A 16,229-nucleotide genomic window follows, 5' to 3' on the forward strand; every position below is an offset into this window, starting at 1 on the left:
GCGGCGCGAGATGCGGGCGGCTGCCTCCGAGGCCCGCCACGACAGCGGCCCCGCTCCCGGCACCCGTTGCGTCTCCGGCCTCGGAGGACGCCCCCGCCAGGTCCCCGCCCCGCCCGCCCCCGGCGCCGGAAAGGTCAACCTGGACAAGGGCCGGGTCAGCCTCCAGAAGAACCAGACCGTCTCCCTGGTGAAGGGCGGCAGCCCGCTGCTCTCGCAGGTCAAGATGGGCCTCGGCTGGGAGCCGGCGTACCGCGGCAAGGACATCGACCTGGACGCCTCGGTCATCGCCTACGGCCCGCAGCGCAACCACATCGACAGCTGCTACTTCGGCAAGCTCTCCATCGTCAACGGCGCGATCAAGCACTCCGGCGACAACCTCACCGGTGAGGGCGGCGGCGACGACGAGGTGATCACGGTCGACCTGGGCCGGCTCCCGCAGGAGGTCACGGGCCTGGTCTTCACCGTCAACTCGTTCTCGGGCCAGAAGTTCACCGAGGTCGCCAAGGCCTACTGCCGGCTCCTGGACGCCGCGACCGGGGAGGAGCTGGTCCGCTTCGACCTGACCAGTGCCGAGCCGCAGACCGGCGTGATGATGGCCAAGCTGATCCGCCAGTTCAGCGGCGAGTGGGACATGACGGCCATGGGCGAGTTCGTGAAGGCCCGCACGGTACGGAACATGGTGAAGCCGGCGGCGCAGTCACTCTGACCTCCGGGCCCCCGGCCCCCGACGACGCGCGCGGGCGCCCCTCCGACAGGGGCGCCCACCGCCACCCGTCCGCCACTCACGGCTCACCGCGCGGGGCCGAGCCCCTCCGTCAGCAGGGACACATACCGGCGGATGCTGCGGCCGTCCCCGTTGGCCAGCTCCGCCGCCGTCGACACCCCGTGCGCCAACCGCAGCACCTCGACGGGCTCGATGTCCGCCCGCAGGGTCCCCTCCCGCTGCGCCGCCTCCACCAGCCGGGCCGCCGCGCCCTGCACGGTCGTACCGCAGGCGGTGACCGCGGCGAGGCTGCCGTCGGTGACGGCGGATCCCATCAGCGCCTTCATGCCGCGCACCTGGATGGTGCCGACGCACAGTTCGTTCAGCCACTCCACCAGCGCCTCACCCGGCGGCAGCCGCGCGGCGAGTTCGTCGGCGCGCACGGCGAACGCCTCTATCCGGTCGACGTACGCCGCCTCCAGCAACGCCTGGCGGGTGGGGAAGTGCCGGTACAGGGTGCCGGAGCCGACCCCCGCCCGCTTGGCTATGTCGTCGAGGGACGCGCCCTCCCCGTGCTCGGCGAAGGCCTCCGCCGCCGCCTTCAGCAACCGCTCGTAGTTGCGGCGAGCGTCCGCACGCATGGGCTTGACCCGCGTCATACCGTGACTCCTCGCGCACCGGGGCTCTCTGTGTACTTTACCGAGGCCGCACAGGAGCCGACCGCGCCGAGGCGGTGAGCCGGTCGGTCAGACCTCAGAACAGCGCGCTGTACGCGTTGAGCGCGGGCTGCCCGCCCAGGTGGGCGTAGAGCACGGCGGAGTCGCGGCCGATCTCGCCGCGCGCGACCAGGTCGACGAGTCCGGCCATCGACTTGCCCTCGTAGACGGGGTCGGTGACCATGCCCTCGGTCCGGGCGGCCAGCCGCATCGCCTCCAGGGTGGCCTCGTCGGGGACGCCGTAGACACCGGCGTGGTACCGCTCGTCCAGCTCGACGTCCGACTCGGTCAACTCGCGCGCGACGCCGATGAGCTGCCCGGTGCGCTGGGCGATGCGGGCGATCTGTGTCCGGGTCTCGGCGGGCTTGGCCGAGGCGTCGACGCCGATGACGCGCCGGGGCCGTCCGCCCGCCTCCTCCAGCGCCGCGAACCCGGCGACCATGCCGGCCTGCGTCGACCCGGTCACCGAGCACACGACCACGGTGTCGAAGAAGACGCCCAGCTCCCGCTCCTGCTCGGCGACCTCGTAAGCCCAGCCGGCGAAGCCCAGCCCGCCGAGCGGATGATCGGAGGCCCCGGCCGGGATGGCGTACGGCTTGCCGCCGGACTCCTCGACCTCGCGCAGCGCCAGCTCCCAGCTCTCCTTGAAGCCGATGCCGAACCCGGCCCGCACCAGCCGGACGTCCGCGCCCGCGAGCCGGCTGATCAGGATGTTGCCGACCTTGTCGTACACGGAGTCGGGCCACTCCACCCAACTCTCCTGCACCAGCACGCACTTGAGCCCGGCGCGGGCCGCACACGCGGCCACCTGCCGGGTGTGGTTGGACTGCACCCCGCCGATCGACACGAGGGTGTCGCAGCCCTGGGCGAGGGCGTCGGCGATGAGGTACTCCAGCTTGCGCGTCTTGTTCCCGCCGTACGCGACACCGGAGTTGCAGTCCTCGCGCTTCGCCCAGAGCGAGGCACCGCCGAGGTGCGTGGTCAGCCGCTCCAGCGGGTGCACGGGCGAGGGGCCGAAGAGGAGGGGATAACGGTCGTACGAGGAAAGGGACATGGATCCTCCCAGGATCAGTCGCCGTCGGCGAGGCCTTCGAGCCCTCGCCAGATCTCCGCCGTGACGTGGACCGCCTCGTCCACGTCACCGGCCGCGCAGGCCTCGATGAGCTGCTCGTGCAGCCCGGCCGAACGGCAGTTGCCGCCCTCGCCGAAGCGCCGTCGCTCCAGCCGGCGGATGAGCGGGGTGTAGCGGGCGATGGTGGCGGCGGCCGCACGGTTGCCGCTGACGCGTACGAGCACATCGTGCAGTGCGTCGTCGGCGCGCAGGGCGGTGTCCACGTCACCCGCGTGAACAGCGACCGCGAACCGCTCGTTGGCCGAGCGCATCATCTCGACGTCCGCGGCGAACAGCCGGGGCACGGCGACCCGCGCGGCCAGCTCGTGCATGGCCCCGACGACGGCCGCCGCGTCCCGCACATCGGAGGCCACCACCCGGGTCACCCGCGTATAGCTCTGCGGCTTGCTCTCCAGCAGCCCTTCGTCGACGAGCCGCGAGAAGGCCTCACGCACGGGCGCCCGTGACAGCCCGAGCCGCTCGGCGAGATCGGCATCACGGACCACCGCGCCCGGTTCGATGTCTCCGGCCACGATGGCGTCCCTGATCGCTTCGTACGCCCGGTCCCTGAGCAGGGTGCGGGGCACAGGCCCTATGGCGTCCACAACTGAAATGTTAGATGTCAATCCCGGTCGCGCACAAGGCCGTGGCCCGCACCGAAGTGCGGGCCACTCCCCCTACCACTGCTCAGGCCGCCCAAGGCCAGTCGGCGTCTCGGGCCCCCTCAAGAAGCGGAACCATCCGGAACGCCGCGTCCGAGAGCCCGCCGAACGTGTGCCTGTTCCCCTTCCCGGACGGGCCATGGCCCGCCTGGTATCCGGCGAGGTTCCAGGTGTACACCGGGACCTGTGCCGGAACCTGCTCGGTCGGGTCGCCGTAGTGGCTGTACGTGGCCTGCTCGTCCGTGACGATCAGTACGCGGTCGTGCTTCTCGTAGTGCTTGCGCACGGCCTCGGTGGTGTTGGTGCCGCCGAGGTCGCCGAAGCGGTCGAGCACCTTCAGTACGGACTCGCCCTTGCGGAACCGCACCCGGTTGCTGCTCGTACCGAACTCGACGAGATCCGCGTCCGCCGCCCGCAGCGCGAGCGCCGTCCCGAAGATCGCCGCGGCGTCCGCCCTGTTGAGTTCCGAGCGGTCGGAAAGGCGCGAGTAGAACATCGAGCCCGAGCGGTCGACGAGCACCAGCGTGCGGCCCGGCAGCGCGGGCACGTTGGCCAGCGAGTGACCGAGTGCCTGCTCCAGCGGGTACGACCAGCGCAGCGACGGCGCGTGCTGGTACGCGGCGAGGTAGCGGAACGGGAACTGCCGCGAGCGCGCCACCTCCGCCGGGTCGCTGATCTTGGCGGCGACCTGGGCCGCGACCTCGTCCGATACGCCCGCCTCGTCGAAGTTCCGCAGGTTGCGGACGAGCGCCATCGCGCCCATGGACGGAATCACCGACTCCCAGGCAGCCTTGTCCATCGGGCCCTGGAGCCAGCCGGCCAGCGCCTCCCAGGTGATGCCGGCGTCCGCGAGACGCCGTGCGCCACCCGCACCGGTCACGACCTTGCGCCGCTTGGCGGGCCGCAGTGCCATCAGGTCACGGTGGGCCGCCAGCACGGGCAGCGACTTGGGCACCACTGCCGTCTCCGGATGGTGCCGGCGGTCGAGGGCGTACTGGAACAGGTCGCCCTGCCACGGCTTCTGAGGGTCCGGCGCGGCGTGCACCAGGTTGAGGATGTCACCGAAGCGGTAGCCCTTGGACGCCGTGTCGTACTTCAGGAGCGACTTGGCGCTGTAGAGGCGGCGTACGGCGTCGGCGATGCCACGCTTGACGGGCTTCGGGACGGCTCGGCCGTACCGCGAAGTCCAGTAGGCGAGCAGCTCGCCGGGCTCGTCGGGGCGGCGCAGCACGGAGTCGACGACCTGCCGGTTGGACGGGCCGTCCGTCGCACGAGCGTCGAGGCGCGCCTTCACGTACTCGGCGGCGCCCACGATCGAGGCCGTACGCAGGTTGCCCTCGCCGCGCAGCCAGCCGAGCAGGCCCGCGGTCCACTCCGGGTCCTCGACGGCGAGCCGGCGCACGAGCGCGGCGAACCGGTCGTCGCGGGCCTCGCCGGTCTCGTAAAAGGTCTGCTGCGCAACGAAGTTGGCGATCGACAGGAGAAAGAGCTCGGAGCGTGCGTCACGCTCCTGGCCCCGGCCGCCCTGGTGGGTACTCAGAACGCGCCCGGTCGACGTCACTCGTGAAATGGGCTGCGCCCTGGTGGACTTGGTGTTGAAACGCGCCATGGCGAATTCCCCCGAATTCATTGATTTCAAAGGGGGAGGCGCAGCAAAAGGAGCGTGCCCGAGGTCAGGAGTCGGCGACGGAACAGTCAGATGCTCTGCCAATTGAGCTACCTCGACCTAAGCCGATTGACGGGACTCGAACCCGCAACCCTCTGATCCAGAGAAGTAACCGTTGCCTGCGCACCGGGCACACACCATATGCTGCGCCTCCCGAGATCAAGTCGGCGGCGGCGTGGATTCTTTGGAAGAGAAGTAGCCGCAGCCTGCGCACCGGGAGGTGCGTGACATGCATGAATGAAATTGTGGTGTCCAGAGTTCAAGGCCGGCGGAACCGACGTAGGTGCTCTAACCCCTGAGCTACACCGGCGCGTTGTACCGGTGGCGGGACTCGAACCCGCGACCGCCCCATTATCAGTGGAAGTAGGTCCTGCCTTCGCACCTGGACATGCATCACTGTAGGAGGCGTACCGCGGGCCGGGCGAATGAATTAATCAGCCGCGCTTCTGCCGCTTCCAGGGTCGGCGATGGCAAGCAGGATGCCCGGCTTCTGGATGTTGTCGTACAGGGTCTTTCCGTCCGGGGAGAAGGTGACACCGCAGAACTCGCTGTCTGCGTGCCCCTCCCAGCAGTTCTTCCACGCCTGGAGGTACCTCTCGAGTACCGCTTGCGCGGCCTGGGCCGGGAGGACGGCCAGGAAGTCGATGTCCTGGCGGGCCTGCCGGATCGCGGCGTCGGCGTGTCCGAGAGTCCGCCTTTCCTTCGGCATCATCCGCCACCACGCGTGGAGAAGTTTCCGCATCGCACGGGCCGCGTGCGCCCGGTCATCCGCCGCGCGAACCCCGGCAGGAGACAGCGCGAGCCGGGCTCGTGCCCGAACTGCCGCTTGACCAGGGCGCCTTGACTCAAGGACGAGACCATAGCGTTGGTCTCTGTCACCTCGCTGGAGCCCTGATCCCCATGTCGGAACCGGTCGCGCTATTGTCCCCAACCTGCACGTTCACTTGGTTTTCGTCACCAAGTACAGGCCCAAGGCATTCACCGAAGCCATGCTGAGCCGCGCAGAAGGCCCCCTCGCCCCCTGAAACCGGCTGAACACCGGCTGAACACCGGGCGGCGCCCGGTCAGGCGCCCGGGAAACCACCGGCCCGCGTCAACGCCAGGGACTCCAGGAGCCGCGCGGCGCCCGGCTCACCCGCCCCGCTGCGAGCGCGCCTTGAAGGCCGCCTTGCGGGCCTCCTTGGCGATCCGCTTGTCCGGGTGCAGGCGTCCCATGGCGTCCAGGACGTCCGCGGTGGCCGGGTGTCCGACCCGCCAGGCCGCCGCGAAGAAGCCGCTGTGCTGCTGCGCGAGCCCTTCGAGGAGTGCCTGGAGTTCCTCGGAGTTGCCCTCGGCTGCCAGTTGGGCGGCGAGGGTGTCGATGGTGAGCCAGTAGACGAGGTCCTCGGAGGGCGGCGGCACGTCGGCGGCGCCCAGCTCGCTCAGCCAGACGCGCGCGAGCCCGCCGAGTTCGGGGTCGTCGAGGACGTCCCGTACGGCGGGTTCGGCCTGCGCGCCGACGAGGGACAGGGCCTGCTGGCAGCGCAGCCGGCGCAGCGGCGCGCCCTCGTCCGAGCCGTGGGCGGCGGCGAGCAGTTCGCGGGCGGCGGCGAGGGGTTCGCGCCGGTCCAGCCACTGTTCGGTCTCGGCGCGGGCGGCGAGCGGTCCGTAGCCGGAGCTGCCGTCGAGGAGTGCGTCGGCGCCCTTGTCGGCGAGGTCGCCGACGGCGGGCGCGCCGAAGCCGGCCTCCAGGAGGCGGGAGCGGAGCCCGTAGAGGCCGAGGGGGGTGAGGCGGACCATGCCGTAGCGGGAGACGTCGGTGTCGTCGAGGGGGGCGGCGGGCTCCTCCTCGGGGTCGCCCATGAGGGCCTCGTCGACGGGCTGGTAGGCGACCAGGCCGATCGGCTCCAGGAGCCGGAACTGGTCGTCGAGGCGCATCATCGCGTCGGAGATCTGCTCCAGCATGTCGTTGGTGGGTTCGCCCAGGTCGCCGGGGACGATCATGGAGGCGGCGAGGGCGGGCAGCGGGACGGGGCCGTCGCCGGGGCCGTCCTCGGTGACGGTGAGCAGGTAGAGGTTGCCGAGCACGCCGTCGAGGAAGGCCGCCTCGCCCTCGGGGTCCCAGTCCAGCCGGGAGAAGTCGATCTCGCCGCCCTCGTCCATGGCGTCGACCAGGTCGTCGAGGTCGGGCACGGTCGCGTCGGCGAGGACGGTCTCCAGGGCGGCGAGCCAGACCGCGAGGACGTCGTGCGGGGAGCCGCCGGTGAGCAGGGGCAGGTCCTCGCCCGCGGCGACGGTGCCTGCCTCCTCGTCGGTGACCTCGACCAGCCCGGCGTCCACGGCGACCCGCCAGGCCTCGCTCGCGTGGGCGGCGGCGTCGTCACCGGTGAGTTCGAGCAGTTCGGCGGCGGCCGGCAGTTGCTCCTCGACGAGCCCGCCACCTGCGTCGACGCGGGTGTCGGGTCCGGCCCAGCGGGCGAGGCGCGCGGCGCGGGAGAGCAACGGCGTGGACAGCGCGTCGCGCGCCAGCTCCGCTTCGGGACGCAGCCGCACCGGCGGCAGGGGGGAGCTGTCTGACATCGGCTGTTCTCCTCGGACGCGTGGTGCCACTCAGGTGCTCAGCCGCTCAGCCTAGACGGGTTTGGACCCATGCCGCCCGGTTCATCTCCCGGTCAGGTCTCGTACATGGCTGAAACCTTGACAACTGGGCCGGGCAGGCAGGAGATTGACGCGCGTAGAAGTTGGGGGGACAGGTGTTCACTGGTTTCTACGCGCGTCATCCGCGCCCCACGTCTCACCCTCGTCCCGGCGCTCATGTACGTCCCCGGAGGGAACCCCTTGCCTAGCAGGTCTTCCACGCGCCTCGCCGCGCTCACCGTCGCCGCCGTCTGCTCGGCCGCGTCGGCCGTCGTCGTCGCCTCGCCCGCGCACGCGGACTCGGTGCGCATCCACGACATCCAGGGCACCACCCGCATCTCCCCGTACGCCGGCAAGCAGGTCGCCGACGTGACCGGAATCGTCACCGGCGTGCGCGGCTACGGCTCGTCCAGAGGCTTCTGGATCCAGGATCCGAACCCGGACGCCGACCCGGCCACCAGCGAGGGCGTCTTCGTCTTCACCAGCTCGTCCCCGAAGGTCGCCGTGGGTGACGCCGTCACCGTCTCCGGCACGATCTCGGAGTTCGTCCCGGGCGGCACCTCGTCCGGCAACCAGGCCGTGACGGAGATAGTCCGCCCGACGGTGACCGTGGTCTCCAGCGGCAACGCGGTCCCGGCCGCGACGGTCGTCGACGCCAGGTCGGTGCCGGCGGCCTACGCCCCGGCCGGCGACCCCGCCGCGAACAACTCGGTCAACGCCCTCACCCTGCGGCCCGGCACCTACGCCCTGGACCACTACGAGTCCCTGGAGGGCATGAACGTCCAGGTCTCCGACGTCCGCGTGGTCGGCGCCACCGACCCGTTCACCGAGCTGTGGGTCACGGTGAAGCCGTGGGAGAACCGCAACCGCCGCGGCGGCACGGTCTACGGCTCCTACGACGCCCAGAACACCGGCCGGCTCCAGATCCAGTCGCTCGGCGCGGTCGCCGACTTCCCGGCCGCGAACGTCGGCGACAAGCTGACCGGCACCACGGCGGGCCCGCTGGACTACAACCAGTTCGGCGGTTACACCCTCGTCGCCAACCAGATCGGCACGCTCAAGAGCGCCGGTGTGAAGCGGGAGACGACGGAGAAGCAGAAGAACGGCGAGCTGGCGGTCGCCACGTACAACGTCGAGAACCTCGACCCGTCCGACGCCACCTTCGACGCCCACGCCGCCGCGATCGTGCACAACCTGCAGTCGCCCGACGTCGTGTCCCTGGAGGAGATCCAGGACAACAACGGCGCGACGAACGACGGCACGGTCGCCGCCGACCTGACGGTGACCAAGCTCATCGACGCGATCGTCGCGGCGGGCGGTCCCCGCTACGACTGGCGCTCGATCGACCCGGCGAACAACGTCGACGGCGGTGAGCCGGGCGGAAACATCCGCCAGGCGTTCCTGTTCAACCCGCAGCGCGTCTCCTTCACCGACCGCGCGGGCGGCGACGCCACGACCGCGGCCGACGTCACCAAGGTCCGCGGCAAGGCGGCCCTGACGGTCTCCCCCGGCCGGATCGACCCGGCGAACGAGGCCTGGAAGTCCAGCCGCAAGCCGCTGGTCGGCGAGTTCGCCTTCCGTGGCCGCACGGTCTTCGTGATCGCCAACCACTTCAACTCCAAGGGCGGCGACCAGGGGCTGACCGCGCAGTACCAGCCGGTCGCGCGCAGCTCGGAGACCCAGCGCCACCAGCAGGCGACGCTGGTCAACGCCTTCGTCAAGGACATCCTCGACACCCAGAAGAACGCGGCCGTCATCGCCCTCGGCGACATCAACGACTTCGAGTTCTCCGGGACCACGAAGGCCCTGGAGGGTCACGGCGAGCTGTGGTCCGCGATCAAGTCGCTGCCCAGGAGCGAGCGTTACTCGTACGTCTACCAGGGCAACAGCCAGGTCCTCGACCAGATCCTGGTCAGCCCGTCGATCCGGCGCGGCTGCGACCTCGAGTACGACAGCGTGCACGTCAACTCGGAGTTCAACGACCAGATCAGCGACCACGACCCGCAGGTGCTGCGCTTCAAGCCGTAGCCGTAGCCGTAGCCACACGGTCGTGGGTCAGGGCCGGCTGAACACCCCGTTCAGCCAGCCCTGCCAGGCCAGTTCGTCGGCCTTGGCATCGGCGTCCGCGGCGAAGTCGTGGACGCTGATGCCGACCGGCGCGCCCCAGTGGTTGCGCCCGAAGAAGCGGATGAGAGCCTCGTCCGTGCGCAGCCCGATGAAGTAGGGGTTGCGGAAGTCCAGTACGGCGTCGACGAGTTGCCCCTCGGGTCCGTGGACCCGCAGCCGCTCGCCTGCGGCGGCGCCTTCGGCCAGGCCGAGCGCACCGGCCACGGCGGCGAACGCGTCGGGGGCCTGGGAAGCCTCCGGTCCGTCGAAGGTCGTGAAGGCCACCGGCCGGGGTGCGAAGTGCGTGAGGTACTCGCGCAGGGTGTGCAGATAGAAGTCGGTGTGCTTGTTCGCGCCGTCGTACTGGTTGTCCCAGTCGTCGGTGAGGATGCCGCTGTGCACGTACCGCACCCAGGCGCGCCGGCCGCCGTCCCTCGGCTCGATGACGTGTTCCAGCTGGTTGACGCTCTGGACCGGCATCCCGACGTCCTCACTGCGGATGGTGAGGTGGTGCGGCGGGTCCCAGGCGGTGACCGTGGAGCCGAAGGCCGCCGCGCCGCCGATCCGGGGCTCGGGCGGGTCCATCGGCCACAGGTATCCGCCGGTTCCGTGGGTGACCGCCTCCCAGACCTGCTCCGGGGTGGCGTCGACCTCGAACTCGCGGACGATCTCGAATTCCCTGTCCTGCGACATGGCGGGCTCCTACTTCTCCGGTTCCGGGGCGGTCTCGGGCTGTGTCGTGACCTCGGGGTGTGTCGTGACCTCGGGGTGTGTCGTGACCTTGGGGTGCACGGCGACGACGATCCGGTGGTCGCGGCCGTTCTCGGCGTCGGGGGCGTCGTACTTGCGCACGAGCGCGGCGACACCCGCCGTCAGTTCCTGGACGAACGCCGCCCGGTCGGCGGCGGAGGCGAACCGGACCTCGCCGTCCAGCGCGTACGTCGCCAGCCGCCGGTCGGCCTTCGCGGCGCCGGTGATCAGCGAGCCGACGTCGCGCACCAGGCGGGCGCCGAGCGCGAGCAGCCAGCGCGCGGAGAGCTGGTCCCGGAAGCGGTCCGGGTCCGGCTGCACGCCGGCCAGGGCGAGCGGCGAGATCACGTACGAGGCGGCGGTGGCGCGCATCAGCCGCTCGGTGACGTTTCCCTTACGGCGCTCGCCGGCCAGCTCGACCAGGCCGTGCCGCTCCAGCGCCTTCAGGTGGTAGTTCACCTTCTGCCGCGGCAGCCCGACCTTGCCCGCGAGCATCGCGGCCGACGCCGGTCCGGCCGCCAGCTCCGCCAGCAGCCGGGCCCGTATGGGGTCCAGGGAGGCGGCCGCGGCCGCGGGGTCCTCGATCACGGTGACGTCCAGCATGCGTCCACCCTCTCACCGAACACTTTTTTTGTCCAGACGGATTGAGTGTTCGGTGAGGGGCGCCGGCTGGGGTCGGCCGTCCGGACACGCGAAGGACCCGGCACCCGCAGTGGGGGTGCCGGGTCCGGCTCGGCCCGTCTCTCGGCTGTCGCCTAGCAGCGTGAGGCCCGGCGGCGGCCGAGCACTCCGGCGGCCACGACGACCGCGCCCGCGGCGGCCACGATCACCACCGGCCGCGGGTGCCGCATCGCGAACCCGACCGGTGCGCGCAGTGGCGCGGGGACACTGCGCTCCGCGCGGGACGCCTTGTCCTGCACGCCCGTCGCGACGTGGGCGCCCCCGTCCTGGAGCCCATGCCGGGTGTCCTCCATCCGGCTCCGGGACGTGTGCTTGGCGTGGGCGGCCTTCTCCTGGACCGTGTGGCCCGCGTGGGCCGCCTTCTCCTGGACCGCGTGCCCGGCGTGCGTGGTCTTCTCCTGGACCGTGTGCCCGGCGCCCTTCGCCTTCTCCTGGACCGTGTGGCCCGCCTGGGCCGCCGTGCTGCGGAGCTGGACCGACATCGCTCCGGCCCGGTCCTTGAGGTCGGCCGCGCGCGCCTTGGCCCGGCCGCGGAGGTCCGTCTTCGCCGCCAGTTCCTCGACCGTGCTGCCGAGCTGGCTCCTGGTCTGTGCTATCTGCTTGCGCAGCTCCGCGGCGCCGTCCGCGGCTGACCTGTCCGTCATCGGTGCGCCCTTTCCCTGATCTCCTCGACGTCGGCCTTGACGCTGCCCAGAGTCACCTCGGGGGTGGGGGGCGTGGCCTGCCGCAACTGACTGCGGCCGGTCGCACCCAGCACGGCGGCGATCACGAACAGCACCGCCGTCACGATGAGCGCCGCGGCCCAGACCGGCAGCACCAGCGAGAGGGCGGCGACGCCCGTGCCCGCGAGGGCCAGCAGGCCGGCGTACGCGAACGCGCCCGCGGCACCCAGCATGCCGCCGCCGCGGCCGGCGCGGCGCCCCTTCTCGGCCAGCTCCTCCTTGGCGAGGGCCATCTCCTGCCGGACGAGTCGCGAGAGCTGTTCGCTCGCCTGGCCGACGAGTTCTCCGACCGTACGGTGCCCGTCATGGACGGGCCGGGTCTCCATGGTCCCTGTCACGTGTTCCGCCTCCTCTCGGCTCCGGGCACCCGGGTACCCGCGCGGCCGACGACTACCCGTGCCGTGCGGCGGGGGACTCCGGCTACGTCGCAGCAGCCCTTATCCGTATCTCGTAGAAGATTTAAGTGGAGCTTCACGATCGTGGTGCCGAGACTGCTTCCATGACGAACGCACCCTCCCCCGCCCCGCCCTTCGGCCGCGCGCTCTGCGCGATGATCACGCCCTTCACCGCATCCGGCGCGCTCGACCTCGACGGCGCGGGGCGGCTCGCCGCCCATCTGGTGGCCGAGGGCTGCGACGGTCTCGTGCTGTCCGGCACCACCGGCGAGTCGCCGACCACCACGGACGCCGAGAAGGCGGAGCTGGTGCGGGCCGTGCGGTCGGCGGTCGGGGAGCGGGTGCCGCTGGTGGCGGGCGTGGGCACCGCCGACACCCGGCACACCGTCGAACTCGCCCTCGCCGCCGAGAAGGCGGGCGCCGACGGGGTGCTGGTGGTCAGTCCGTACTACAGCCGGCCCCCGCAGGACGCGATCGAGGCGCACTTCCGCCGGATCGCGGACTCCACCGGCCTGCCGATCGCGCTCTACGACATCCCGGGCCGCACCGGCACCCGTATCGAACCCGACACCCTGATCCGTCTCGCCGAACACCCCCGGATCGTGGCGGTGAAGGACTGCTCCTACGACTTCCTCGCCGCCCAGAAGGTCATTTCCCGCACCGACTTGGCGTACTACGCGGGCTGCGACGAACACAACCTCGCGCTGTACGCGGTGGGCGGCGCGGGATATGTGAGCACGGTCGCGAACGTCGTCCCCGCTCAACTCCGCGCGGTCCTGGACCTGTTCGACATGGGCGACACGACGAAGGCGGCCCGCCTCCAGCAACGCGCCACGCCCCTCATCGAGTTGACGATGTCGGCGGGCCTGCCCGGCGCGGTCACCGTGAAGGCCCTCCTCGACGGACTGGGCCTGCCCGCGGGCCCGGTCCGCGCACCGCTGCTGCCCGCCGGCCGGGGGACGGCCGACGGGCTGCGGGCGGCCCACGAGGAGCTGACGGCCGGCTGATCAGCGCTCGGCGAAGACGGGCTCCCACGGCTCCTGGCCGGTCTCCGGAAGCTCGCGGACTCCGCTCAGCGGCACGACCTTGTCGCTGCCGATCGTGACCAGCACCAGCCGGTCGTTGTACGTCTCGTCCTTACCCGTGGTCCGCTCCCAGGCGATGAGCCGCTGGTCGTCGGCCCAGGCGAGCAGTTCGGCGCCGCGGACCCTGGTGATCTCCTTGCCGGTGAGGGGATCCTTGATCAGGGAGTAGGACCGGCCTGGCAGGGTCCCGGCCTCCGGGGCGGTGGCGGGCGGGTACTCCTCGGCCAGGCCGAGGGCGGCCAGCCTGCCGTTCGGGGACAGCCGCGCGGGCACGTCCCAGCGCAGGTGCCTCTCGTTCGCGGGCGCGGCGGTCTCCTTGCCCGACAGGTCGTAGAACTTGGGCCGGACGAGGGTGACGAGACCTCCGCCGGCCGCGAACAGGTGCTTGTCGTCACGAGTGAAGGCGAAGTCGGCGCGGCCACCCGCGGAGGAACCCGGGACCCGGTGCCAGACATCCCCGCCCCTCCCGGCCAGGTCCAGGAGGAGGAACCCGGTCCGGCTCACCCTGTGCACGGACGTCCACCCGCCCTCGCTCTCCTCGGCGTTCCTGGGCTTCTCGAGCGGCTCGGGATGCTCGGAGTACGTCGTCGCGACCAGCTTGTTCCCGTCGTTCGAGAACGCCAGCCCGGCGACCCCCTGTACGAGGGGGATCCACCGCTCGACCTCCCCCGTCGCAAGGTCGAGCAGCCCGATCCGGGCGGCGGGCAGGGTCCGCTCGAGCACGGCGGCGGTCTTCAGACCCGGTGCCACGGCGACGAAGGACCACCGGGTGTCCTTCTTGTACGTGCCGGTGCCGGGATCGAGCAGCCAGTAGGTCCGCTCGATGGTCGCCTCCTTCTTGTTCCTCGGCACGAGCGCCGTCGTGTAGTACGCGGCGAGCGCCGACCGTCCGGCCGCGATCAGATCGTTCGGCGGCGACTGGTCGGGGTGGGCGCTGACCCCGCCCCCCTGCGTGACACTCGCCGGGCGTACGTCGTCGCGTCCCTCGTTCAGCATCGGCACCGCCACCGAGACGGCCACCACGGCCGCGGTGGCGGCGGCGACGGACACGAGCCGGTGGGTACGGCGGCGCCGGCGGACGGCCAGCACCCGGTCGGTGAACCCCGGGCCCGCCGAAGCCTCTTCGCCGGCCAGCTCCCGCAGGGAGTCACGCACGAGTTCCTCGACGTTCACGGACGTACCTCCACGGGTGTGCAGTCATGAGCCGACGGCTGCCGGGCGTCCTCGCCACCGCTCAGGGCGGCCAGCTCGGGCGCGAGGGTGCGCAGCCGGGCGAGCGAGCGGTGGGTGGTGGAACGTACGGTGCCGACGGAGCAGCCCAGGATGCGGGCGACCTCGGCCTCGGGCAGGTCCTCGAAGTAGCGCAGCACGAGCACGGTGCGCTGCCGGGCGGTGAGCCGGGCGAGCGCGCCGCGCATCACGAGCCGCAGCTCGGCGGCGGACGAGGCGTCCGCGTCCGACCGCCCCTCCGGCGGCTCGGCGACACTCAGCTCACGTCTGGGCCACTTCAGCCGCCAGCGGCTGATCTGCTGCCGGTAGAGGATCTGCCGTACGTACGCCTCGGGTTCGTCGATGCGGTGCCAGCGGCCGGCCGCCTTGATCAGCGCGTTCTGCAGCAGGTCCTCGGCGGTGTGCCGGTCCCCGCCGCTGAGCAGCACGGCCGTCTTCAGCAGCGCGGACGACCGGTGCTCCACGAACTCTCGGAAGCTGTCGTGCGCTTCGGCATCCATCGTCACCTTCTCTTCCCCCGGGCGGACCCTTTGGCCAGCCCCTGTGCCCCTTGTGACGCGCGGGACCGCACCCCGCTATGTCTGCGCGCACGGGAAAAATCCACCGACCCTGACGCAGTTCGCGACGACGCCGCAGACATGAGCAAGCGCCCTCCCGCACTCGGCGGAAGGGCGCTCACCATGACGCCGGATGTCAGTTGTGGCTGTGCAGGATCTCGTTCAGCCCGCCCCACACCGCGTTGTTCGGCCGAGCCTCGACCGTGCCGGTGACCGAGTTGCGGCGGAACAGGATGTTGGAGGCGCCGGAGAGCTCGCGGGCCTTGACGATCTGGCCGTCGGGCATGGTGACGCGGGTGCCGGCGGTGACGTAGAGACCGGCCTCGACGACGCACTCGTCGCCCAGCGCGATACCGACGCCCGCCTCGGCGCCGATCAGGCAGCGCTCGCCGATGGCGATGATCACGTTGCCGCCGCCGGAGAGCGTGCCCATCGTGGAGGCGCCGCCGCCGATGTCCGAACCGTCGCCCACGACGACGCCCGCGGAGATACGGCCCTCGACCATCGACGTGCCGAGGGTGCCGGCGTTGAAGTTCACGAAGCCCTCGTGCATGACCGTCGTGCCCTCGGCCAGGTGCGCGCCCAGGCGGACCCGGTCCGCGTCGGCGATGCGGACGCCCTTGGGGGCGACGTAGTCCGTCATGCGCGGGAACTTGTCGACCGACGTCACCTGGAGGTGCAGGCCCTCGGCGCGGGCGTTCAGCCGGACCTTCTCGATGTCGTCCACGGCTACCGGGCCCAGCGACGTCCACGCGACGTTGGCGAGCAGTCCGAACATGCCCTCCAGGCTCTGGCCGTGCGGCTTGACCAGGCGGTGGGAGAGCAGGTGCAGGCGCAGGTAGGTGTCGTGCGTGTCGATCGGCTTGTCGTCGAGGGAGCTGATGACCGTGCGGACCGCGACGACTTCCACGCCTCGGCGGGCGTCCGGGCCGATCGCCTTGGCCGCTCCCTCACCGAGCAGCTCCACGGCCTTCTCGGGTGACAGCCGCTCGGTGCCGGACGGGCCGGGCTCGTCGGTGAGCCGGGGGGCGGGGAACCAGGTGTCGAGAACGGTGCCGTCGGCGGCGAGGGTGGCGAGGCCGGCGGCCGCGGCGCCGGTGGTGCGAGTCGTGTCGGTCATGAGGGAAACCTAACCGGCGGGGGCGGATGGAGGCCAACCCGCGGGGCGGTGTCTCAGGTGGCGGGCGAGGTCGGGCGCGGGCTGGCGCGCCGGATGGGGCGGGCTGGCG

15 protein-coding genes and 1 pseudogene are annotated in these 16,229 nt (G+C 71.5%); 3 read left to right on the top strand and 13 right to left on the bottom strand.

The features are described from left to right. A partial coding sequence (locus P1P75_RS30405; protein ID WP_319261470.1) for a TerD family protein occupies positions 1 to 706 on the top strand: 706 nt, incomplete at its 5' end. A gap of 83 nt (positions 707 to 789) precedes the next feature. On the opposite strand, the gene P1P75_RS30410 is transcribed toward P1P75_RS30405, so the two are convergent. The 6 genes and pseudogenes from P1P75_RS30410 to P1P75_RS30435 form a co-directional block, all read right to left on the bottom strand. After that, positions 790 to 1,362, bottom strand: coding sequence for a helix-turn-helix domain-containing protein (locus P1P75_RS30410; protein WP_319261473.1), 573 nt, complete (start codon positions 1,360 to 1,362; stop codon positions 790 to 792). 94 nt (positions 1,363 to 1,456) lie between these two features. Next, a complete protein-coding gene (locus tag P1P75_RS30415; RefSeq protein ID WP_319261476.1) occupies positions 1,457 to 2,473 on the bottom strand; it encodes a 1-aminocyclopropane-1-carboxylate deaminase in 1,017 nt (338 codons plus the stop codon). A gap of 14 nt (positions 2,474 to 2,487) precedes the next feature. Continuing rightward, on the bottom strand, positions 2,488 to 3,135 hold the full coding sequence (locus tag P1P75_RS30420) for a GntR family transcriptional regulator (protein WP_319261479.1): 648 nt from the start codon (positions 3,133 to 3,135) through the stop codon (positions 2,488 to 2,490). 82 nt (positions 3,136 to 3,217) lie between these two features. Further along, the gene (locus tag P1P75_RS30425) at positions 3,218 to 4,801 is read right to left on the bottom strand and encodes a TROVE domain-containing protein (protein ID WP_319261481.1); all 1,584 of its coding nucleotides are present in this window, start codon (positions 4,799 to 4,801) and stop codon (positions 3,218 to 3,220) included. Between the two features lie 491 nt (positions 4,802 to 5,292). After that, positions 5,293 to 5,408, bottom strand: a pseudogene (locus tag P1P75_RS30430) (alkaline phosphatase PhoX); the annotation flags it as partial. A 581-nt stretch (positions 5,409 to 5,989) separates the two neighbouring features. Next, the gene (locus tag P1P75_RS30435) at positions 5,990 to 7,417 is read right to left on the bottom strand and encodes a hypothetical protein (RefSeq protein ID WP_319261484.1); all 1,428 of its coding nucleotides are present in this window, start codon (positions 7,415 to 7,417) and stop codon (positions 5,990 to 5,992) included. Between the two features lie 258 nt (positions 7,418 to 7,675). Here P1P75_RS30435 and P1P75_RS30440 point away from each other — a divergent pair, with 258 nt between their 5' ends. Beyond that, complete coding sequence (locus P1P75_RS30440; RefSeq protein ID WP_319261486.1) at positions 7,676 to 9,502, top strand: endonuclease/exonuclease/phosphatase family protein; 1,827 nt, start codon at positions 7,676 to 7,678, stop codon at positions 9,500 to 9,502. A gap of 27 nt (positions 9,503 to 9,529) precedes the next feature. Here the strand turns inward: P1P75_RS30440 and P1P75_RS30445 are convergent, their stop codons facing one another. From P1P75_RS30445 to P1P75_RS30460, 4 genes are all read right to left on the bottom strand, one after another. Then, a complete protein-coding gene (locus tag P1P75_RS30445) occupies positions 9,530 to 10,273 on the bottom strand; it encodes an SRPBCC domain-containing protein (RefSeq protein ID WP_319261489.1) in 744 nt (247 codons plus the stop codon). A 9-nt stretch (positions 10,274 to 10,282) separates the two neighbouring features. After that, positions 10,283 to 10,933, bottom strand: coding sequence for a winged helix-turn-helix domain-containing protein (locus tag P1P75_RS30450; RefSeq protein WP_319261492.1), 651 nt, complete (start codon positions 10,931 to 10,933; stop codon positions 10,283 to 10,285). A 152-nt stretch (positions 10,934 to 11,085) separates the two neighbouring features. Further along, a complete protein-coding gene (locus P1P75_RS30455; protein WP_319261495.1) occupies positions 11,086 to 11,655 on the bottom strand; it encodes a DUF3618 domain-containing protein in 570 nt (189 codons plus the stop codon). Then, positions 11,652 to 12,071 (bottom strand): phage holin family protein, encoded by a 420-nt coding sequence (locus P1P75_RS30460; RefSeq protein ID WP_319180973.1) that lies wholly within the window; start codon positions 12,069 to 12,071, stop codon positions 11,652 to 11,654. The genes P1P75_RS30455 and P1P75_RS30460 overlap by 4 nt, the downstream gene beginning before the upstream one ends. A gap of 161 nt (positions 12,072 to 12,232) precedes the next feature. On the opposite strand from P1P75_RS30460, the gene dapA reads away from it, so the two are divergent. Then, a complete protein-coding gene (gene dapA, locus P1P75_RS30465) occupies positions 12,233 to 13,135 on the top strand; it encodes a 4-hydroxy-tetrahydrodipicolinate synthase (RefSeq protein ID WP_319261498.1) in 903 nt (300 codons plus the stop codon). On the opposite strand, the gene P1P75_RS30470 is transcribed toward dapA, so the two are convergent. The 3 genes from P1P75_RS30470 to dapD all read right to left on the bottom strand — a co-directional run bounded on the left by P1P75_RS30470 (position 13,136) and on the right by dapD (position 16,120). Beyond that, positions 13,136 to 14,386 (bottom strand): WD40 repeat domain-containing protein, encoded by a 1,251-nt coding sequence (locus P1P75_RS30470; RefSeq protein ID WP_319261501.1) that lies wholly within the window; start codon positions 14,384 to 14,386, stop codon positions 13,136 to 13,138. After that, entirely contained in the window at positions 14,383 to 14,943 is a 561-nt protein-coding gene (locus tag P1P75_RS30475; protein WP_319261503.1) for a SigE family RNA polymerase sigma factor, read from the bottom strand. Before P1P75_RS30475 ends, P1P75_RS30470 begins: the two co-directional genes overlap by 4 nt. Before the next feature lie 193 nt (positions 14,944 to 15,136). Further along, complete coding sequence (gene dapD, locus P1P75_RS30480) at positions 15,137 to 16,120, bottom strand: 2,3,4,5-tetrahydropyridine-2,6-dicarboxylate N-succinyltransferase (RefSeq protein WP_319261505.1); 984 nt, start codon at positions 16,118 to 16,120, stop codon at positions 15,137 to 15,139. Positions 16,121 to 16,229: the final 109 nt, after the last annotated feature.

It is taken from the genome of Streptomyces sp. ID05-39B (genome assembly GCF_033794725.1).
Taxonomy (GTDB): Bacteria; Actinomycetota; Actinomycetes; order Streptomycetales; family Streptomycetaceae; genus Streptomyces; species Streptomyces bobili.

Bases quoted from the DNA above. Each gene is read 5' to 3' on its own strand.
- dapA (WP_319261498.1), top strand. From the start codon at position 12,233: ATGACGAACGCACCCTCCCCCGCCCCGCCCTTCGGCCGCGCGCTCTGC.
- P1P75_RS30435 (WP_319261484.1), bottom strand. From the start codon at position 7,417: ATGTCAGACAGCTCCCCCCTGCCGCCGGTGCGGCTGCGTCCCGAAGCG.
- P1P75_RS30410 (WP_319261473.1), bottom strand. From the start codon at position 1,362: ATGACGCGGGTCAAGCCCATGCGTGCGGACGCTCGCCGCAACTACGAG.
- P1P75_RS30455 (WP_319261495.1), bottom strand. From the start codon at position 11,655: ATGACGGACAGGTCAGCCGCGGACGGCGCCGCGGAGCTGCGCAAGCAG.
- P1P75_RS30445 (WP_319261489.1), bottom strand. From the start codon at position 10,273: ATGTCGCAGGACAGGGAATTCGAGATCGTCCGCGAGTTCGAGGTCGAC.
- P1P75_RS30415 (WP_319261476.1), bottom strand. From the start codon at position 2,473: ATGTCCCTTTCCTCGTACGACCGTTATCCCCTCCTCTTCGGCCCCTCG.
- P1P75_RS30450 (WP_319261492.1), bottom strand. From the start codon at position 10,933: ATGCTGGACGTCACCGTGATCGAGGACCCCGCGGCCGCGGCCGCCTCC.
- P1P75_RS30475 (WP_319261503.1), bottom strand. From the start codon at position 14,943: ATGGATGCCGAAGCGCACGACAGCTTCCGAGAGTTCGTGGAGCACCGG.
- dapD (WP_319261505.1), bottom strand. From the start codon at position 16,120: ATGACCGACACGACTCGCACCACCGGCGCCGCGGCCGCCGGCCTCGCC.
- P1P75_RS30425 (WP_319261481.1), bottom strand. From the start codon at position 4,801: ATGGCGCGTTTCAACACCAAGTCCACCAGGGCGCAGCCCATTTCACGA.